This is a genomic window from Providencia sp. wls1922, from assembly GCF_009706505.1.
GTDB classification, from domain to species: Bacteria; Pseudomonadota; Gammaproteobacteria; order Enterobacterales; family Enterobacteriaceae; genus Providencia; species Providencia lanzhouensis.
Genome location: NZ_WLUG01000094.1, coordinates 70,123 through 91,817, shown reverse-complemented (window position 1 = coordinate 91,817; position 21,695 = coordinate 70,123). Strand labels below are relative to the sequence as shown.

The 21,695-nt window shown below is 44.7% G+C and carries 15 protein-coding genes and 1 riboswitch; of the genes, 10 read left to right on the top strand and 5 right to left on the bottom strand.

Translation table 11 applies throughout. The features are described from left to right. Positions 1–301: 301 nt before the first annotated feature. The 4 genes from GKR71_RS12605 to rppH form a co-directional block, all read right to left on the bottom strand. Complete coding sequence (locus tag GKR71_RS12605) at positions 302–1,153, bottom strand: thymidylate synthase (protein ID WP_036956314.1); 852 nt, start codon at positions 1,151–1,153, stop codon at positions 302–304. Positions 1,154–1,312: 159 nt separating this feature from the next. Continuing rightward, entirely contained in the window at positions 1,313–2,209 is an 897-nt protein-coding gene (gene lgt / locus GKR71_RS12600) for a prolipoprotein diacylglyceryl transferase (protein ID WP_036956312.1), read from the bottom strand. A 100-nt stretch (positions 2,210–2,309) separates the two neighbouring features. Further along, positions 2,310–4,556: a phosphoenolpyruvate--protein phosphotransferase gene (gene ptsP, locus GKR71_RS12595; protein WP_036956310.1), complete on the bottom strand. Its 2,247-nt coding sequence runs from the start codon at positions 4,554–4,556 to the stop codon at positions 2,310–2,312. A gap of 4 nt (positions 4,557–4,560) precedes the next feature. After that, entirely contained in the window at positions 4,561–5,094 is a 534-nt protein-coding gene (gene rppH, locus GKR71_RS12590; protein WP_006659219.1) for an RNA pyrophosphohydrolase, read from the bottom strand. Positions 5,095–5,207: 113 nt separating this feature from the next. Further along, positions 5,208–5,300: riboswitch (TPP riboswitch) on the top strand. A 62-nt stretch (positions 5,301–5,362) separates the two neighbouring features. On the opposite strand from rppH, the gene thiB reads away from it, so the two are divergent. From thiB to rluA, 6 genes are all read left to right on the top strand, one after another. After that, a complete protein-coding gene (gene thiB, locus GKR71_RS12585) occupies positions 5,363–6,367 on the top strand; it encodes a thiamine ABC transporter substrate binding subunit (protein WP_154634359.1) in 1,005 nt (334 codons plus the stop codon). Further along, positions 6,343–7,947 carry a thiamine/thiamine pyrophosphate ABC transporter permease ThiP gene (gene thiP / locus GKR71_RS12580; protein ID WP_154634358.1) on the top strand — a complete coding sequence of 535 codons (1,605 nt, stop codon included), beginning with the start codon at positions 6,343–6,345 and terminating at the stop codon, positions 7,945–7,947. Before thiB ends, thiP begins: the two co-directional genes overlap by 25 nt. Continuing rightward, entirely contained in the window at positions 7,940–8,638 is a 699-nt protein-coding gene (thiQ, locus tag GKR71_RS12575) for a thiamine ABC transporter ATP-binding protein ThiQ (protein ID WP_154599796.1), read from the top strand. Before thiP ends, thiQ begins: the two co-directional genes overlap by 8 nt. Before the next feature lie 75 nt (positions 8,639–8,713). Next, entirely contained in the window at positions 8,714–11,065 is a 2,352-nt protein-coding gene (locus tag GKR71_RS12570; RefSeq protein WP_154634357.1) for a DNA polymerase II, read from the top strand. Between the two features lie 333 nt (positions 11,066–11,398). Further along, positions 11,399–14,305 carry an RNA polymerase-associated protein RapA gene (rapA, locus tag GKR71_RS12565; RefSeq protein WP_154609932.1) on the top strand — a complete coding sequence of 969 codons (2,907 nt, stop codon included), beginning with the start codon at positions 11,399–11,401 and terminating at the stop codon, positions 14,303–14,305. Between the two features lie 99 nt (positions 14,306–14,404). Further along, entirely contained in the window at positions 14,405–15,055 is a 651-nt protein-coding gene (rluA, locus tag GKR71_RS12560; RefSeq protein ID WP_036956299.1) for a bifunctional tRNA pseudouridine(32) synthase/23S rRNA pseudouridine(746) synthase RluA, read from the top strand. 71 nt (positions 15,056–15,126) lie between these two features. Here rluA and djlA read toward each other — a convergent pair whose 3' ends face one another. Then, complete coding sequence (gene djlA / locus GKR71_RS12555; protein WP_036956297.1) at positions 15,127–15,942, bottom strand: co-chaperone DjlA; 816 nt, start codon at positions 15,940–15,942, stop codon at positions 15,127–15,129. A 204-nt stretch (positions 15,943–16,146) separates the two neighbouring features. Here djlA and lptD point away from each other — a divergent pair, with 204 nt between their 5' ends. From lptD to rsmA, 4 genes are all read left to right on the top strand, one after another. Further along, on the top strand, positions 16,147–18,507 hold the full coding sequence (gene lptD, locus GKR71_RS12550) for an LPS assembly protein LptD (RefSeq protein WP_195848972.1): 2,361 nt from the start codon (positions 16,147–16,149) through the stop codon (positions 18,505–18,507). A gap of 68 nt (positions 18,508–18,575) precedes the next feature. Further along, positions 18,576–19,898 carry a peptidylprolyl isomerase SurA gene (gene surA, locus GKR71_RS12545; protein ID WP_036956295.1) on the top strand — a complete coding sequence of 441 codons (1,323 nt, stop codon included), beginning with the start codon at positions 18,576–18,578 and terminating at the stop codon, positions 19,896–19,898. Beyond that, on the top strand, positions 19,879–20,871 hold the full coding sequence (pdxA, locus tag GKR71_RS12540) for a 4-hydroxythreonine-4-phosphate dehydrogenase PdxA (RefSeq protein ID WP_036956416.1): 993 nt from the start codon (positions 19,879–19,881) through the stop codon (positions 20,869–20,871). The genes surA and pdxA overlap by 20 nt, the downstream gene beginning before the upstream one ends. Beyond that, entirely contained in the window at positions 20,868–21,677 is an 810-nt protein-coding gene (gene rsmA / locus GKR71_RS12535; protein WP_154634355.1) for a 16S rRNA (adenine(1518)-N(6)/adenine(1519)-N(6))-dimethyltransferase RsmA, read from the top strand. Before pdxA ends, rsmA begins: the two co-directional genes overlap by 4 nt. The last annotated feature ends 18 nt before the right edge of the window (positions 21,678–21,695 follow it).

Below are 21,695 nucleotides of genomic sequence, written 5' to 3'. Positions count from 1 at the left end.
AATGTCACTTTTGCATTTTTCTTAAATGCTTTTGGAAACGGCTTCGCAAAGTTAAGTACCAAGATAAAAAAGTGTTCCCGAAAAATAAGGGAGACAGGTCAGAATAGTTTTCGGGGATAAGGCAAAAATTGGAAATAGCGGAAGTAATAAGGATGAAAGAGAGTAAGCGTTAATCGAGGTGTAAAGGTATGGAGCAGCTTAAAAAATCGAATGAGCCGTAAAGATAATAAAAAATAAAGGCATAAACCGTATTATTTACAGGGTCTATGCGTGCCTATGCCTTTATATCAATCTACCCGCATTAGACCGTAAATGGATATTTTATTGCTTCGTGGCACTGATAACCTTCTAAGATGAAATCATCAGTTGTTACCCACGTTTCAAGATCTTCCAAGGTTTTAATTTCAGGGTTAATCGTCAAGCTTGGAGATGGATATGGTTCACGTTTTAATTGAACATCACGCATTAAAGGCAATTGGTTTTCATAAATATGTGCGTTCACAATTTTATGATAAGCCTTACCGGCTTTGTGACCCGTAATACGCGCCATTAGCGCCAGCAGTACAAAACATTGAACCTGATTAAAATTAAGCCCAAGAGGAACATCACAGCTACGTTGGTATGACGTCAAATGCAGCGTATCGCCAAGTAGTGAAAACGTGTGAGTGTGCATGCAAGGACGTAAGCAGCCCATTTCGAACTCACCAGGGTTATAGAAAGTCACGATTTCGGCGCGGTCATCAATGCCGTTTTTCAGGTTATTAACCACTTTCTTTAATTGGTCAAGATGAGAGCCATCAGGGCGCTGCCATGAGCGACCTTGGACGCCATAAACGCGCCCCATATCATCTTCACCTTTACGATGCGGGTTATCTAACCATGCTTGGTTTTCATTAGCATTGGCATTCCAAGTATTACAACCAATTTCACGGAACTGCGCTGCATTATCATAGCCACGCAAGTACCCTAATAACTCGGCAATAGCGGCTTTATAAAAGCTTTTACGCGTCGTAATTAAAGGGAATTGATTGTTGCCCACATCATATTCGAGGTCGGCATTAATCACGGTTAAACAGCGAACACCAGTACGCTTGTTTTCAACCCATTGACCTTCATCGATAATACGTTGGCATAACTCAAGATACGGCTTCATAGTGGCTCTCTTACTCCGAAATACAGGCGGTTTGTGTTATCGAATATCCATCAATAACACAAACCGAAAATGACTTAATTTACTGCTTATTAGCGCGATTTGCTGTCTACATTATTAACAGTCTACGTGACTTGCTATCGACGCTACTTGCTATCGACGCTACTTACTCTCAACGTTTTTAGCGGGCTTATGGGCTGGGATATTTTTACCGTATTTGTAAGCCCAGACAATCATCAATACACCGATAATAATCATCGGAATCGAGAGGATTTGCCCCATACTGATACCACCGAATAAACCTAATTGTGCATCTGGTTGTCTGAAGAATTCAACGATGATACGGAATGCACCATAACCGATAAGGAACAGGCCCGATACGCTCCCCATTGGGCGAGGTTTACGTACAAATAAATTCAATATCAAGAATAAAACGATACCTTCTAAAACCATTTCATACAGCTGGGATGGGTGTCTTGGCAATACACCGTATTGCTCAAGAATAGGCAACAGAGAGGGGTCTTGTGCCGCAAGTTGGATATCTTCACTTCTTGAATGAGGGAATAAAAATGCCCATGGTGTATCTAGGGTAACCCGTCCCCATAGCTCGCCATTAATAAAGTTACCGATACGCCCCATTCCAAGACCAAAAGGAATCAACGGTGCAACAAAATCAGAAACTTGTAAGAAACGGCGTTTCGTGCGATAGGCAAACCACATCATGGCACAGATAACCCCAATCAAGCCACCGTGGAAGGACATGCCGCCATCCCACACTTTGAACAGATACAGAGGGTCATCTAAGAAAACAGGCAAATTATAGAAGAAAACATAGCCAAGTCGTCCACCTACAAATACACCGACAAAACCAATGTACAACAAGTTCTCGACTTCATTTTTTGTCCAGCCACTGTTTGGCTTAGAAGCGCGACGTCCCGCTAACCATAGCGCAAAAACGAATCCGACAAGGTACATAAAACCATACCAGTGCAAAGAGACTGGACCAATCGAGAACATTACGGGATCAATTTCCGGAAATGCTAAGTAACTGTTACTCATCGTTCCCCACTTTAAAATAATTGAGTCAAAAATTATGTCGCATAATAACACGAGGTTATTGCCAGCATATAATTACATATTAATAACATAGAAGATCAAACTAGATCCCGCCACGCACAAAACCACCAAGTCCATTTCTTTCCATAAACTCGCTAATCTTATGGCGAACATTTTCGCTGGTTTCTGCGCCGAGCAAATCAGGCACTAACTCAGCCATCAATTGAGGATCAAGCTGACGAATTAAATATTTCATGCGAGGAACACTGCGCCCACTCATACTCAAACTACGATAACCTAATGCAATCAGCACCATAGCACTTAATGGCTGTCCAGCCATTTCACCACATACACTAATCGGCAGGCCTATACGCTGACATTCCATATGTACCATGGATAGAAAACGCACCACCGCAGGGTGCAGGTTATCATAGAGCGCCGCCACATGAGTGTTATTACGGTCGACGGCGAGTAAATATTGTGTAAAGTCGTTGGTACCTATCGAAATAAAATCAACTCGCTGCTTTAACTCTGGCAGTAAAAACAGGAGTGAAGGTACTTCCAACATCACGCCAATTGGAGGTAAATCAATCGATTTTCCGAGTTGTTGGCTCACTTCATTTTTGGCGCGATTAATCAGCCCAATAGCCTCATCCACTTCATTAATGCTAGTGATCATCGGCAATAAAATACGTAAATTGCCCGTATCTTGGTTAGCTCTCAGCATAGAACGCAATTGGATTAAAAAGATTTCAGGCTGATCCAGCATGATTCGGATCCCACGCCACCCCAAGCAAGGATTTTCCTCGCTGATCGGCATGTAAGGCAGTTGTTTGTCTGCACCGATATCTAAGGTTCTTAATACCACCGGTTTCGTTGCAAAAAGTTGCAATACATCCCGATATAACTGCTTCTGTTCATCCTCAGATGGAAAGCCATTGTGCAGCATAAATGGCAGTTCGGTTCGATATAATCCAACACCATCCACCCCATCATGAATTTGCTGTTCATAGCGAGGGCTCAATCCGGCGTTGAGGCAAATATCCACATGCTCACCGTTTTTGAGTACTGCATCTTGAGAAAGTGTGCCTTCCGCTAATCGGCTAAGTACATTTTCTTCTTCAATAATTTGCTGGTATTCCTGAGCAATAAAATTTTCAGGCTCAATAAACACTTCGCCACGATAGCCATCCAAAATCAGATGGCGATTATGTAATAAGGAAGGCTCAATATCCGCCCCCATAATCGCGGGGATCCCCATCGCTCGGATCAAGATTGCAGAGTGGGAGTGCGTTGCACCATCGCGCACAATCACACCCGCTAATTGCTCAAGCGGTAATTCAGCAAGAACGCTCGCACTTAGCTCATCAGCCACCAAAATAAAACGGTCTGGCCATTGGCTAGTGGGTGTCAGTGAATCATCGAGATGAAATAATAAGCGCTGCCCTAAGGTGCGAAGGTCAGAGCCACGCTCTCTTAAATAGAGGTCACGTAAACGTGAGAACTGCAAAGCGTAATCTTCGATGACGGTTTTCACTGCCCATTCAGCCACCGCCCCTTGATTAATCGCCGTAAATAACCGCTTTTTCAGTTGGGGGTCATTAAGCAAGTGGTTATACAAGTCGAAAATAGCTGCGCTTTCTTTCGATGAGCTCGCCATAAACCGCTTACTAATACGACGAAATTCTGCCGCCGCACTTTCCAGCGCTATCACTAAGCGTTGACGCTCTTCATCAATATTCAATGTGGTCGCTTGATACACATTGTCTAAAGAAGGTTGAGAGGTATCTTGCCAACCATAAGCCATCGAAATTCCTTGAGAAACAGGGATAGCTTTGAGGCGATTTTGTCGATATTGCCCGAAAATACCTTTTGTTTGCGCTTGGGATAAAATCACCGCTAACTGCATTGATAGCGTGACCATAAAGGACTCTTCCGTCTCGCTGAATAACCGTTTTTCTCGCTGCTGAACCACCAGCACGCCCAGTAATTGACGTCGATAAACAACAGGCACACCTAGAAAGGCTTTGAGCTGTTCTTCTTTGAGTTGAGGGAGGTATTTGAATTGCGGGTGTTCGCGAATATCAGCGAGGTTCAACATTTCCGATTGTCGACCGACTGCGCCAACAACCCCTTCGTCGAATCCTAAACGAATAGCAATCCCGCTAGGCTTTTTCAGCCCGCGGGTTGCCATTAGGTAATAACATTGGCGAGGATGATCGGCTAAGTAAATCGAGCACACATCGGTGCGCATTGCTTTGCACGTCTCATTGACCAAAACTTCAAGAGCTTGAGTCAGACTGGTCGCCATCGCGACCTTTTCGACAATGTCACGTAAACGCGTCAACATAGGCTTACTTAACTCCGCGCCTACGATTATTAAAAACAGGTCGTTGTGGTAATTTCTGTTCCTGCAAAGGCATAACTACGGGAGCGAATTCCTTCATCACGCGGCGATAAACTTCGCGCTTAAAAGAGACCACTTGCCTAACAGGATACCAATAACTGACCCACCGCCAGCCGTCAAATTCTGGCGATTTACTGCGCTGCACGTTTATATCGGCGTCATTACATTGGAGTTGAAGTAAAAACCAACGTTGTTTCTGTCCAATACAAACAGGTTTTGTATCCCAACGCACCAAACGCTTAGGTAATTTGTAGCGTAACCAATTACGGGTAGATGCAAGTAACCTTACATCTTTACGCTGTAGTCCGACTTCCTCGTATAACTCACGATACATCGCTTGTTCTGGCGATTCCCCCGGGTTAATCCCACCTTGGGGAAATTGCCAAGAATGCTGACCATAACGGCGAGCCCATAAGACTTGACCTTGCCGATTACAAATTACAATTCCTACATTCGGGCGGTAGCCATCATCATCGATCACTAGACTACCTCAATAACCAAATTTGAAAGATGCCTAATTGTTTCACACATACCCAAACTGGTAAACCTATATCAATACAGTTTGCAGATATGTCTGAAGTAATTACAATAGTCTGCGTCTCAACGGGGTGCCAATTTGGGCTGAGAAATAACCCGTAGAACCTGATCCGGCTAATACCGGCGTAGGGATTTGAGCTACCGCCTACAAATTATTGTATCGGTCCCTCCTCAAATCCTGTGTTTTTTTTATGATTTACGCAGGAATTACAATGACTAAAAATAAACTCTTTACCTCACTCATTGCCTTAACCACCTTAAGTTTTGCTGCATTCGCCTCTGCCGAAAAACCAACGCTGACTGTATATACCTATGATTCCTTTGCTGCAGAATGGGGACCTGGTCCTCAAATCAAAAAGAATTTCGAAGCTCAATGTGAATGCGAGTTAAAACTGGTTTCTCTAGGGGATGGTGTTGCGCTACTGAATCGTCTACGTATGGAAGGAGCTAAAAGCAAAGCCGACATTATCTTAGGGTTAGATAACAACTTGCTCGATTCCGCAGAAAAAACTGGCTTATTTGCCCCAGCAGATATCAAAACGGATGCGCTTAAATTACCTATCGAATGGACAAGCAAAACATTCATTCCTTATGATTATGGTTATTTCGCCTTTATCTATGACACCAATAAAATCAAGCAACCGCCAAAAAGCATGGATGAACTGCTTGATAGCAAAAATAATTGGAAAATCATTTACCAAGATCCACGTACCAGCACCCCAGGATTAGGATTAATGCTGTGGATTGAGAAAATCTACGGTGATAAATCTGCTAATGCATGGAAGAAAATGGCAGCGAAAACACTGACCGTGACCAAAGGTTGGAGTGAGTCTTATGGCTTGTTCTTAAAAGGTGAAGGAGATTTTGTCCTGAGCTACACCTCTTCACCGGGTTATCAAATTTTAAATGATAAGAAAGACAACTACGCGGCAGCATTGTTCGATGAAGGGCATTATATGCAAGTCGAAGTGGCGGCAAGATTAAAACACAGCCCGCAGCCTGAACTGGCAAAACAGTTCTTACAGTTTATGTTAACCCCTGAATTCCAAGGCACATTACCAACCACTAACTGGATGTACCCGGTTATCGATATGCCGTTGCCTGAAGTGTATAACGTGCTATCACTGCCTGCTAAATCCCTGCAATTTAGCGCGGAAGAAGTGGCTAAAGAACGTCAAACGTGGACACGTTTATGGCAAACCGCCGTCAGTCGTTAATCAATTTAACCTTATTACCGGGGGCAATAGCCTCCGGTCTTTTAATCGTCGTTGCCCTGCTCGCTTTTGGGGCGCTGTGGTTTTTCGCACCTGAAGTTTCCCTCCGCGAGATAATCGACGACGATTATCTATGGCATGTCATCGGTTTTACGTTTTGGCAGGCATTGCTTTCCGCTATTTTTTCCATTATTCCCGCTATTTTTCTTGCAAGAGCTCTGTATCGCCGGCGATTTTGGGGAAGAATGCTCTTGCTCCGTTTGTGTGCAATGACCCTTGTTTTACCCGTTTTAGTCGCCGTTTTCGGTATTTTGTCGGTATATGGACAAACCGGATGGCTAGCAAAACTGTGCCTATGGCTTGGTGTTGACTATCAGTTTTCCCCTTATGGTCTGCGTGGCATTTTATTGGCGCATATCTTTTTCAATATGCCACTCGCCACCCGGATGTTGCTGCAATCCCTTGAAAATATTGCCATTGAGCAGCGTCAAAGCGCCGCTCAATTAGGGTTCAATGAGTGGCAACAATTTACCCTTTTAGAGTGGCCTTATTTACGCCGTCAGATGTTGCCAACAGGCGCGCTGATTTTTATGCTCTGTTTTGCCAGCTTTGCGACAGTACTGGCTCTGGGTGGTGGCCCTGCGGCGACTACTATCGAACTCGCGATTTACCAAGCACTGAGCTACGACTTTGATTTAGGGCGTGCCACACTGCTTGCGTTAATTCAGTTGGGATGTTGCGTAGGATTAATGCTTATTTGCCAACGTATTAACCATGCCTTTTCCGTTGGATTTAGCCACCAAACATCATGGTTTGATCCTGCCGATAACCTGTTTCGCCGTTTACGTGACTGGCTGGTGATTGCTGCAGCTATTTTGCTATTAATTCCGCCGTTATTAGCGATCATTGTTGATGGGCTCAACGGTCAATTACTGGATGTTTTACAGCAATCTGCGTTATGGCAAGCCACATTAACCTCACTGTTTATTGCACTCTGTGCTGGAATTTTGTGCGTGATCCTCACGCTAATGCTGCTATGGAGTAGCCGTGAACTGCGTTTAAGAAATGCATTAAAACTTGGACAAGCTATTGAGCTAAGCGGGCTGATTATTCTGGCGATGCCGGGTATTGTGCTGGCGACAGGCTTTTTTATCTTTTTCAATGAAACCATTGGAATACCCGAAACTCCTTATCCGTTGGTGATCATGACTAACGCCTTACTCGCTATCCCTTACGCGCTAAAGGTACTGGATAACCCAATGCGAGATCTGGCCCAACGCTATAATCCGTTATGCCAATCACTCGAAATCACTGGTTTTAATCGATTTAAAATCATTGAATTACGAGCATTACGCAAACCTATCGCACAAGCATTGGCATTCGCTTGCGTGATTTCGATTGGGGATTTTGGCGTGGTCGCCTTGTTTGGTAATGAAGAGTTCCGCACCTTGCCTTACTATCTTTATCAACAGATTGGCGCGTATCGAACCAATGATGGCGCGGTTACCGCGATGTTATTGTTGTTACTCTGTTTCTGCCTGTTTAGCCTACTCGAACGCCTATCGGGGAAAACTCATGATTGAATTACAAAATCTAGATTATCAATACGATAACCTAAATATGCATTTTGATATTGCGGTAGCTTCGGGGGAACGCGTTGCCGTAATGGGTCCTAGTGGCGCAGGCAAAAGCACGCTGCTCAGCCTAATTAGTGGGTTTCAATTTCCTCGCAGTGGCACTATCACCTTAAATGGTGAAAATCATACATTTACACCCCCAGCTAAACGCCCTGTTTCCATGTTATTTCAAGAAAATAACCTGTTTGCTCACCTAACTGTGAGGCAAAATATTGGGCTAGGTTTACAACCGAACTTACGTTTGAGTGCATCGCAAATGGCTGAAGTTGAACAAATGGCGCAGCAAGTCAGTTTAACCGAATGTTTAGACCGAATGCCTGCGCAATTGTCTGGAGGACAGCGTCAACGAGCTGCACTCGCCCGCTGTTTAATTCGCAATCAGCCGATTTTATTACTGGATGAGCCATTTTCCGCCCTTGACCCAGCGCTGCGCAGTGAAATGCTGCAATTACTCAATGACGTTTGCGTTAACAAATCCATCACGTTATTGATGGTATCTCATAGTATTGAGGACTCGCTACAAATCGCCCCTCGCAGCTTAGTGGTCGCTGATGGCGCAATTGTGTATGACGGCGATACTGAAACACTGTTACAAGGCAAAACTAACGCTTCTGCATTATTGGGCATTTCTAATTAGCTCGATAAATAATACTGTATAAATTCCCACTACTCGCGTATATTAATTTGCAGATTATTTACGCGAGTTTCCTTTATGCCTCAGTCAAACACCCCCGCTGAAAAAGGCTTTATTCTTAGCCGCCATTGGCGAGATACCCGCTACGGTGTCGAGGTAAGCTATTGGTTACTCACGGATAATAAACCGCAAAAAGTCATTGTTCCCTATCAACAAGCCGTAGGGTTTTTACCTGAATCCAAGTTTTCCCTAGTACGCCATTTAATTGAAGGACAAGCTGATATCAGCTATCGATCCGTGGAACTGCGAGATTTCAAACGCGAAAAAGTCTACGCCATCCATTGCCAGCAATATCGTCAATTACAAAACCTAGATAAAAACTGCCAAGCATTAGGCATTGAACTGCTGGAAACCGATATTCGCCCTTGTGAGCGTTATTTAATGGAGCGCTTTATTACCGCTCCCGTGTGGTTTTCTCGCAATCATCAGGGGAAATATCAACTCAAACCTTGTGAAGGTTATCGCCCGACACTTCACGCCGTTTCTCTCGATATTGAAACTAGCCAACATGGGGAGCTTTATTCGATTGGGTTATCTGGCTGCGGTGACAATGTGGTGTTTATGTTGGGACCCGATCAAGGCCCTGCTCTGAATGACCAACATCGACTCGTGTATGCCACCAGCCGCCCTCAATTACTTGAAAAATTGAACGAATGGCTGCAACAGTACGATCCCGATGCCATCATCGGTTGGAATCTGATCCAGTTTGATTTGCAAGTTTTACAAAAGCATGCGGAGCGCTATGGCATCCCTCTGTTGCTCGGTCGGCAAGGGAAAAAACTCGAATGGCGAGAACACGGTTTTAAGCAAGGTGTCTTTTTTGCCTCTGCTGAAGGTCGCTTAATTATTGATGGTATTGATGCGTTAAAATCGGCGACATGGAGTTTTAGCTCATTCAGCTTGGAGTCCGTTGCCCAGCAGCTGCTTGGCGAAGGGAAAGCGATTGATACTCCTTATGATCGCATGGATGAAATTAACCGCCGCTTTGCTCACGATAAACCCGCCCTCGCCCATTACAATATTCAAGACTGTATTTTGGTACATCGCATCTTTGAGAAAACCGATTTAATGGCGTTCTTGCAAGAGCGCTCGACGGTCACGGGGCTCGCCGCCGATCGCATGGGAGGCTCAGTAGCCGCCTTTTCCCATTTATATATTCCTCGGCTACACCGCTTAGGGTTTGTTGCCCCAACGCTCTGTGAGCAAAAGTTTCAGCTCAATCCCGGTGGATTTGTCATGGATTCTCAGCCGGGTTTGTATGACTCCGTTTTGGTACTTGATTATAAAAGCCTTTATCCCTCAATTATTCGCACCTTTTTAATTGACCCAGCAGGCATGATTGAAGGGCTTGCACACCCAGAACCTGAACACTCTGTTGAAGGATTTCGCGGTGCTTGGTTTTCCCGTACGACCCATTGCTTGCCAGATATTGTCAGCCATATTTGGCAAGGTCGTGATAAAGCTAAACAGCAAAAAAACGCCCCGCTTTCTCAAGCCCTCAAAATTATTATGAATGCTTTTGCGGGGGTTTTGGGTGCCGATGGATGCCGTTTTTTTGACCCACGATTAACCGCGTCAATTACCATGCGCGGTCATGAAATTATGCGAATTACCAAACAATTGATTGAATCCCAAGGATATCAGGTAATTTATGGGGACACCGATTCCACCTTTGTTTGGCTACGAGATCCCCATACTGATGAACAAGCTCAAAAAGTGGGCTATCAACTGCGTGACCATGTAAATAATTGGTGGAAACAGCATCTTAAAGAAGAGTGGCAACTTGATGGTGTGCTCGAGCTTGAGTATGAAACCCATTATCGGCGCTTTTTGATGCCAACAATTAGAGGCACAGACCAAGGCAGTAAAAAACGCTATGCGGGTTTAAGCCAAGATACAATGGTTTTTAAAGGCTTAGAAACCATTCGTTCAGACTGGACACCTCTCGCTCAAAACTTCCAAAAAGAGCTGTATACGCGCATTTTTTATCGCCAGCCTTATCGGGAATTTATTCGCGACTATATTCATGCCATTCGTTCAGGAGAATATGACGATCGCTTGATTTACCGCAAGCGCCTACGGCGTAAATTGTCAGATTATCAACGTAATGTGCCACCTCATGTACGAGCCGCACGCCAAGCCGATGAGTACAATTTGCAATTACAGCGCCCATTGCAATATCAAAATGGGGGGTGGATCAGTTATATCATCACTCAGGCAGGTCCCGAGCCATTAGAGACCGTAACCGCGAAACCTGACTATGAGCACTATATTCTTAAGCAAATCAAACCTATCGCCGATGGAATTCTGCCATTTCTGCAAGATGATTTTGACGCCATTTTGACAGGGCAAATTAATCTTTTGTTTTAAAGCCTAACGAACAGCGTGAATTGTACAATTCTTATTACAATTGCCGCATTTTTAACAGGTGACGATAAGCGAATGTTGAATTAATATAACGCCCCTTTGATATCTCGACCTGTTATACGCACAGCTTGGCGAGAAAATCGGCTATACTCATCATAATTCGAGCAACGCGACTCGAAAGAGAAAAGAGCTATAATTGCCAAACGGCAAAACGATTAAAAAATTTCGCATCACCCTTGGTATATAACCGTTATATCAACACTGGGCAAAGACACCGGTTAGTTGTCTTAAACATCTAAAAATAAACAATCAAAATTATGGAATTAAATTAAACCTATGCCATTTACTCTTGGTCAACGCTGGATCAGCGACACAGAAAGCGAACTTGGGTTAGGCGCCGTCGTGGCTATTGATGCCCGTATGGTGACGTTGCTTTTCCCTGCCACTGGGGAAAACCGACTGTACTCACGTAGTGATGCCCCAATTACCCGAGTGATGTTCAACGAAGGTGATACCATCACCAGTCACGAAGGTTGGCAGCTACAAGTTGAAAGTATTCAAGAAGATAAAGGGTTATTGACCTACACAGGAACACGTTTAGACACCCAAGAAGCGGATGTCAGCCTGAGAGAAGTGTTCCTTGATAGCAAGCTAACGTTTAATAAGCCACAAGATAGACTGTTCGCCGGTCAAATCGATCGTATGGATCGTTTTGCGCTGCGTTTTCGTGCACGTAAATTCCAAAGCGAACAAGTTAAACACCAATCTACGGGTCTGCGTGGTATCCGCGCGAGTTTGATCCCGCATCAGTTGCATATTGCTAACGAAGTCGGTAAGCGCCACAATCCGCGAGTTTTACTGGCGGATGAAGTGGGCTTAGGGAAAACCATCGAAGCGGGTATGATAATCCATCAGCAATTGATGGCAGGTCGTGCTGAGCGAGTATTGGTCATTGTCCCAGATAGCTTACAGCATCAATGGCTGGTGGAAATGCTGCGCCGTTTTAACCTGCGTTTTTCCCTGTTTGATGATAGCCGCTACAGCGAAGCCCAACACGACAGCGATAACCCATTTGAAACTGAGCAATTAGTCCTGTGTTCTCTGGATTTTGTTCGTCGTAATAAACAGCGTTTTGACCAACTCGTCGAAGCGGGCTGGGACATGATGGTCGTCGATGAAGCTCACCATCTGCAATGGAGCGAAACTGCCCCAAGCCGTGAATATCAAGTGATTGAAACCTTAGCAGAGCATGTTCCTTCTGTTTTACTGCTAACGGCAACACCCGAGCAATTAGGTCAAGAGAGCCACTTTGCGCGTTTGCGCCTCCTCGACCCTAGCCGCTTCCATGACTATCAAGAGTTCTTAGCTGAGCAAGAAAATTATCGCCCTGTCGCCGATGCGGTTTCACTGCTACTTTCTGGCGATAAACTGACAAATGACCAGCAAAACCTGCTCAGCGAGCTTATCAAAGAACAAGATGTTGAGCCGTTATTAAAAGCCGCTAATCTTGAAGGCGATGACAGCCAAGCCGCTCGCCAAGAACTGATCCATATGCTGATGGACAGACATGGTACTAGCCGCCTGTTATTTAGAAACACCCGTAATGGTGTCAAAGGCTTTCCACGCCGTGAATTGCATTCTTTAAAAATGCCACTGCCAACTCAATACCAAACGGCAATCAAAGTCGCTGGCATTATGGGCACGAAAAAGGATGTAGAAACTCGCGCAAAAGAGATGCTGTATCCAGAACAAATCTACCAAGAATTTGAAGGTGAAAACGCCACTTGGTGGAACTTCGACCCACGAGTTGAATGGCTGATGGGCTTCTTAACCGCAAATCGTCATGAAAAAGTACTGGTTATCTGTGCCAAAGCCGCTACAGCACTGCAACTTGAGCAAGTTCTGCGTGAGCGTGAAGGGATCCGTGCGGCGGTATTCCACGAAGGTTTATCCCTGTTAGAACGTGACCGTGCTGCTGCATACTTTGCTTCACAAGAAGAAGGCGCGCAGGTATTGCTGTGTTCTGAAATTGGTTCAGAAGGTCGTAACTTCCAGTTTGCTAACCAATTAGTGATGTTTGACCTGCCATTCAACCCTGACTTGCTTGAGCAGCGTATTGGTCGTTTGGATCGTATTGGTCAAAGCCGCGATATCGTGATCAACGTGCCTTACTTGGAAAATACCGCACAAGCCGTATTAATTCGTTGGTACCATGAAGGTTTAGATGCTTTTGAGCATACTTGCCCTACCGGTCGTACTATTTACGATAAATATTACCAACAATTGCTGCAATTTATGGCTGAACCAACCATCACTGACGGGTTTGATGAATTTATTAAAACCTGCCGCGAAGAGCACGATGCACTCAAAGCGCAGTTAGAGCAAGGTCGTGACCGTTTGCTGGAAATGCACTCAAATGGCGGTGAAGCCGGTAATAAATTAGCCGAAGAGATTGGTGAAGGCGATAACGAGACTGAGCTGGTTAACTTTGCACTGAACCTGTTTGATATCGTTGGGATCAACCAAGAAGATAAGAGCGATAACTTAATTATCCTCACGCCATCCGACCATATGTTAGTGCCTGATTTCCCAGGATTGCCGCAAGATGGCTGTACTATCACTTTTGACCGCGAACAAGCGCTTTCCCGCGAAGATACGCAGTTTATTAGCTGGGAACATCCGATTATTCGTAACGGTTTGGATTTAGTGTTATCCGGCGATACGGGTAGCTGCGCAGTTTCTGTGTTGAAAAACAAAGCGTTGCCAGTAGGCACCTTGCTGACCGAACTGATTTATGTTGTAGAAGCTCAGGCTCCGAAACAGCTGCAAATCAGCCGTTTCTTACCGGCGACCCCAGTTCGCTTATTGATTGATTTAAAAGGTAATAACCTATCTTCACAAGTGGAGTTTGAGAGTTTTAACCGCCAATTAAATGCCATCAACCGTCATATGGCGAGCAAGTTAGTCAATGCCGTACAAAACGAGGTGCATTCTGTATTACGCCTCTCTGAACCGATGGTCGAGAAAGAAGCAAAATCCATTATTGAGAATGCCAAAGAAGCCGCTGATAAAGCCCTGACTTTGGAACTGTCTCGCTTGGAAGCGCTGAAAGCGGTTAACCCAAATATCCGTGATGAAGAACTCGATATTATCGAGGAAGAGCGTCGCCAATTGATGACCAACATCGACCAAGCTTCATGGCGCCTCGACGCTATCCGCTTAGTGGTTGTCACGCATCAGTAGAGAATATAGCTCGACACTCCCCGAGATTATGCGAGTTACAGCGGTGCTGGCTGATAGCAGCCAACACCGCTACAGTGTGAAGAATGAAGGATAAAAGAAATGTTACCCTATAATCCCCCTACTGAACCATGGCTACATATACTCTACCAAGACGAGCATATTATTGTAGTCAATAAACCTAGCGGCTTGCTTTCTGTACCAGGGAAAGCCCCTGAGCACCATGACAGCATCATGAGCCGTATTCAGCGGGATTATCCTGTGGCGGAGTCCGTTCACCGTTTAGATATGGCAACCAGTGGCGTTATGGTTGTCGCTCTGCATAAAGCAGCTGAGCGTGAACTCAAGCGTCAGTTTAGGGAGCGGGAGCCGAAAAAGCACTATGTGGCTCGCGTGTGGGGTCATTTGGAAAAATCTGAGGGTTTGGTGGATTTACCGCTAATTTGTGACTGGCCGAATCGCCCTAAGCAGAAAGTCTGTTTTGAAACGGGGAAATCGGCGCAAACCGAATACCAAGTTTTAGAATATGAAGAGCAGGCAACGCGAGTCAAACTTTCGCCAATTACGGGACGCTCTCATCAGCTACGTGTCCATATGCTCGCACTGGGACACCCTATTCTTGGTGACAGATTTTATGCCCATGAAGAAGCATTGGCATTAGCACCACGTTTGCAGTTACATGCGCAGGAGCTGTATATCACTCATCCTGAGTATGGCACACCAATGCATTTTACTTGCCCGCCAGATTTCTAATCTGATTGAAGCGCTTAGGCTGGTTTAAGCGCTTCAATTATTTAAAAGCTTAAGTTATTTAAAAACTGAAGTTATTTGAAACCCTTCTCTTTTTTAACAAGATCATAAGCCGCCTGAATTGACTGTGCTTTTTGCTTAGCAATTTCCATCATCTCTGGCGGTAACCCTTTAGCAACCAGCTTATCGGGATGATGCTCACTCATCAGCTTACGGTACGCTCGCTTAATTTTCGTTGGGTCATCATCGACGGAAACCCCAAGTACCTTACAGGCATCTTCCAGCGTAGGGCCATTATTTTGTTGGTAATAGCCTCCAGACTGCTGCTGAGAATAACCATGACCAAACTGGCGACCGCTTTGGATCATATCTAAGAATTGCTCAAACTGAATTTGGGAGATACCCAGCTCTTCCGCAATAATAAATAGCACTTTTCGTTCGTTAGGATGTAGGGTTCCATCCGCGAAAGCAGCTTGTAATTGAATTTCCAGAAACATCTGAACAAGGTCAAAACGACCATAACAAGCCATACGTAATTGTTTAAGAACATCACGCAGTGGAAAGTCTGGGGATTTCCCCTCTCTAAAGGCTTGTTGAGCGGCTTTGCGAGTTTCTCCGTGCAGTTGCATTCTGTCCATCAGGTTCGATGCTAACTGGATATCAGTCTCGGTGACACGCCCTTTTGACTTGGTTAAATGCCCTAATATTTGAAAGGTACTTGCGAAGAAAATAATTTGTCTGTCGCGCTTATTGAAGGCGCCAGCGAACTTACGTTGAGCCGAAGCCTTATCAAAACCGTGCCCAATCAGTAAGCCGGCTAATGCTCCCCAAAACCCTAAACCGGAGACAATAGCGAGTATCACCCCAATAATTTTACCCCAATAGTGCATATATCCCTCAATTCTTCAATGCTCAGAATGCAATTTTGCATTATCATACTATCCATTCTGCTTTTGTGCATAACGATAAAGAACCTAACAAGTTGCTAACTACGTTTATTCCAGTTTTGATATTATACTGGCGAAAACGGGTTGGCTAAGATAGTCTTTGAGCGTTTGCCGACTGTGCCCATTTGACGGACTCCCTATTTAATGATGAAGAAAAGTTATCCCACAATAATCGCCACCATGGTATGGGCGGCTATTTATAGCCAGCAAGCACATGCTGATCTTGCAGCACAATGTATGCTTGGGGTGCCTGTTTATGACAAACCTATTATCTCTGGTGATCAAAATAGCTTACCGATTGAGATTCAAGCTGACGACGTCACAGGGGAATACCCTAATTTTGTCGAATATACTGGTAACGTTGATATTCAGCAGGGCAACCAGACTCTCACAGCAGATAACGTTAAACTGACACAAACCCAAAAAGAGGGTGAAGAACCGGTTCGTGAAGTGACGGCGACGGGGAATGTCCATTACGATGACCCTCAAATTATCCTGAAAGGCCCTTCAGCGTGGTCAAACTTAGATAATAAAAACACTGACGTTGATGACGGTAACTACATGATGGTAGGTCGTCAAGGTCGCGGTGACGCGAAAAAAATGAAAATGCGAGGTGAAAACCGCTATTCCATTATGGAAAACGGGACTTTCACCAGCTGCTTACCGGGCAGTAATACATGGAGCGTTGCTGGCTCTGAAGTGATTATTGACCGCGAAGAAGAAGTCGCAGAAATTTGGCATGCTCGTTTCCGTATCGCAGATGTGCCTGTGTTCTATAGCCCATATATGCAGTTACCGATTGGTAGCAAGCGCCGTTCTGGTTTCTTAATCCCAATGGGAAGCTATTCAAACAACGACGGGTTAGAGTTCACGCTGCCGTATTATTGGAACATCGCACCAAATTACGATGCGACGATTACGCCACAATTTATGACCCACCGAGGCGTAAAATTAAATAACGAATTCCGTTATTTAATCACACCAGGTACGGGGACCATCGCATTTGACTTTATTAACCACGATCGTGCTTATATTAAAGATAAAGAAAATGGTAAGCGTGATGCCCGTGACAGCGATGACCGTTGGTTATTCTACTGGCGCCACTCAGGGACCTTTGCTCAGCACTGGAACTTTGGTGCCGACTACACTAAAGTAAGTGATCCCCAATACTTTACTGATTTTAGCTCTCAGTACGGTAGCACCACTGATGGTTATGCCACACAGAAATTTAACGTCGGCTATTCTGATACCAATTGGAACATGAAAGTGTCTCACAAACAGTTCCAAATCTTTGTGGATAACCCAAATAAGCGTGCTTATAAAGCTGAACCGCAAATCGATTTTAACTATTACCAAAATGACGTCGGTATGTTGGATTTCCATACCTACGCACAAGCTGCTCGTTTTACTAGTGTGGGTGAAAATAACCCAGACGCAACCCGTTTGCATATCGAACCTGAAGTCAGCATGCCGCTGTCTAACGGTTGGGCGCAAATGAATAACAGCGTAAGACTATTTGCAACTCACTATGATCAAGATATCCCTAAAGCCCAAGAAAATAGCAGCCTAGAAAAAAATGTCACCCGTGTGCTGCCAATGTTTAAGAGTGATGCGAAGGTGGTATTTGAGCGCGACCTATTCCAAGGCAGTGATTTTGTTCAAACTTTAGAGCCACGAGTTCAGTATTTATATATTCCGTATAAAGATCAGGACAATATCAATAACTACGACTCATCATTATTACAATCTGATTATTCGGGCTTATTCCGTGACCGTATATACAGTGGTTTAGACCGTATCGCTTCAGCAAACCAGTTCACAACCGGTTTAACCACCCGTATTTATGATGAAAATTTAGCTGAGCGCTTCAATTTCTCCGTCGGGCAAATTTACTATTTAGAGCGCCCTCGCGCGGGGAATTCAACGCGAAAAATTGATGATAAGAGTGATACGGGATCATTGCTGTGGGCAACCGATGCCATGTGGCACATTGATGAAAACTGGGGCATTAGAGGGAACTTACAGTATGACCGCCGCCTTGGTAACATCACCATGGGAAATGCGGTTACTGAATATCGCTTTGATGCCGATAGACTAATTCAGCTGAATTACCGTTTTGTTGACCGTGACTATATCCAAGCTACATATCAAAAAGATAATGAGAATGTATATAAACTACCTGAATACCAACAAGGTATTTCCCAGATTGGTACTGTTGTCAGCTGGCCATTAAGTGAAAACTGGGGCTTTGTTGGTTCTTACTATTACGATACTAAGCAGCAACAATCGGCGAGCCAGCTTGTCGGATTACAATACAATGCCTGCTGTTGGGCGGTGAATTTAGGATACGAACGTAAGATTGTGGGTTGGCAAAATGAGAAGTTCAGCAGTGAATATGACAATAAATGGTCTATCAACGTGGAACTTAGAGGCCTAAATAACAATCATAGTTTAGGTAGTCAGGAGATGTTGAAACAAGGTATTATTCCTTATCAACGTGCTTTCTGATAACAAACAACATAACGATCACGATTAGCCCGCATATGCGGAATAAAAGTCAATTTTATAGGACCATTATGAAGAATTGGAGAACGCTTATTCTGGGACTGATGTTCGCAAGCTCTGCAAGTTTAGCTGCGCCACAGCAAATGGATAAAGTGGCTGCGGTTGTCAACAACGGAGTTGTACTTGAAAGCGACGTCCAGAATATGATCAATACAGTGAAGTTGAATGCACGTAATGCAAATCAACAAGTTCCTGATGATCAAACCCTGCGCCAGCAAATCATCGACCGTTTGGTTATGGATAACATCATGTTGCAGATGGCTAACCAAATGCAGATTAATATCCCTGAAGAAGCTGTGAATGCGACTATCGCGGATATTGCTCGCCAAAACAATTTAACCTTACCGCAGATGGAAAAACGCCTGACTGCGGATGGTATCAATATGGGCAAATACCGCAGCGAAATCCGTAAGGAAATGCTGTTAGCGGAAGTGCGTAATAACGAAGTTCGCCGCCGTATCACCATTTTGCCTCAGGAAGTTGATGCATTAGCTGAGCAAATGGATTCTCAAATGAATGCTCAGAAAGGCGTAAATTTAAGCCACATTCTGATCCCACTGCCAGAGAACCCAACGCCAGAACAGTTATCAAAAGCAGAATCGTTAGTTGATAAAATCTTAACTGACCTGAAAAAAGGCTCTGATTTCGGTAAATTAGCGATTGCTTACTCTGCTGACCCTCAAGCACTGAAAGGTGGAAACATGGGTTGGTCACGTTTGCAAGAGCTGCCAGTGGTCTTTTCTGACCAACTGAAAAACTCGAAGAAAGGCGATATCGTTGGTCCAATTCGTTCTGGTGTAGGCTTCCATATTTTACGTGTCAATGACGTTACTGGTGATACTCACCAGCCAATATCCGTCACCGAAGTGAAAGCGCGTCATATCTTACTGAAATCATCACCAATTATGGATGATGCAACAGCAAGACAAAAACTGACTCAACTGGCTCAAGAGATCCGTAACGGCAGAATTTCATTTGAAGAAGCGGCTAAAGAAAACTCCGAAGATCCAGGTAGTGCATTAAAAGGTGGGGAATTAGGTTGGAATATGCCTGATGTTTACGATCCTGCATTCCGTGATGCACTGATGAAACTGAAAAAAGGTGAAATCAGCCAACCTGTACCTTCAAGTTTCGGCTGGCACTTAATTCAGTTAGAAGATACTCGCAGCGTTGATAAAACTGATGCCGCGAAGAAAGATCAAGCGTACCGTTTACTGTTCAATCGTAAGTTTAACGAAGAAGCGCAGACTTGGATGCAAGAACAACGCGCTGCGGCTTATGTGAATATCGTTGATGGTCGCCAAAGCCAATCTAATGATGAACAAGCAAAATAAGCCAATCGTCATCACCCCCGGTGAACCTGCCGGGGTAGGCCCAGATCTTCTGATCCAACTCGCTCAGCAGGCATGGCCTGTCGAGCTTGTGGCTTGCGCAGACCCAGACCTGCTTATTCAACGCGCTAAAACTCTCAATTTACCGCTAACATTACGCGAATATGATGCAAAACAGCCACAGACTTCCGTCGCAGGGCAGTTATCGATTGTTCCCGTTTCACTGAGTGTACTGGCAGAAGCTGGAAAACTCGATGTTCGTAATGGTGAATATGTTACTGAAACTTTAGCCCGCGCTTGTGATGGCTGTTTGAATGGTGAATTTTCTGCCATCGTAACGGGGCCTGTTCACAAAGGCATTATCAATGACGCTGGTATTCCATTTAGTGGACATACCGAATTTTTCGCAGATAGAAGCCACTGTGACCGCGTTGTGATGATGCTTGCAACACAAGAATTACGTGTCGCTTTAGCGACCACGCACCTGCCGCTAAAAGATGTCTCCGAGGCAATTACCCAACAAAGCTTGCATGAAGTGATCACCATTTTGCATCATGACCTGCAAACCAAGTTTGGTATTGAAAACCCGCACATTTATGTTTGTGGGCTTAACCCTCATGCCGGAGAAAGCGGACATATGGGAATGGAAGAGATTGAAACCATCATTCCAGCCCTAGAAACCTTGCGTAAACAAGGTATTACCTTAATCGGTCCTTTACCCGCAGACACGCTTTTCCAACCGAAGTATTTAACCGATGCAGACGCCGTATTAGCGATGTATCACGATCAGGGGCTACCTGTGTTAAAATACCAAGGTTTCGGCAGAGCGGTAAATATTACCCTTGGTCTGCCATTTATCCGTACTTCCGTCGATCACGGCACAGCGCTTGAATTAGCAGGTACGGGTCAAGCCGATGCGGGCAGTTTCATCACCGCATTGAAATTAGCTATCCAAATGACACAAAAGAATTCATGAATAATCGAGTCCATCAGGGGCACCTTGCCCGCAAACGTTTCGGGCAGAACTTTTTAACTGACCAATTTATTATCGACAGTATTGTAGATGCAATGCACCCACAACCAGGACAAGCCATTGTAGAAATTGGTCCGGGTCTTGGGGCATTAACTGAACCTGTTGGCAGCCGCATGGATAAAATGACGGTTGTCGAACTTGACCGCGACCTTACTGCTCGTCTGCATGTCCATCCACAGCTGAAAGACAAGCTAACCATCATCCAGCAAGATGCGATGACTGTCGATTTTGGTGAACTGGCGAAACAAGCTGGACAGCCAATACGCGTATTTGGTAATTTGCCTTATAACATCTCAACACCGTTGATGTTCCACCTGTTTACATTCACCAACCAAATTTCCGACATGAATTTCATGTTGCAAAAAGAAGTGGTTAATCGATTAGTAGCAGGTCCTGGAAGCAAAGCTTTCGGTCGTTTAAGCGTAATGGCGCAATATTACTGCAATGTTGTTCCTGTGCTTGAAGTTCCGCCTACTGCCTTTGCGCCACCACCAAAAGTGGACTCTGCGGTAGTAAGATTGATCCCTCACAAGGAAAATCCATACCCAGTGAAGGATATTAAAGTATTGAGCCGTATTACAACCCAAGCATTTAACCAACGTCGTAAAACTATCCGCAATAGTCTTGGGGATTTATTCAGCGTTGAGCAGTTAACCGAACTGGGTATCGACCCGGGAACGCGCGCTGAGAATATCTCCGTTGAGCACTATTGTAAGATGGCAAACTATCTGTGTAATTTATCGGAATAGAGAATCTGAGGAGGCACT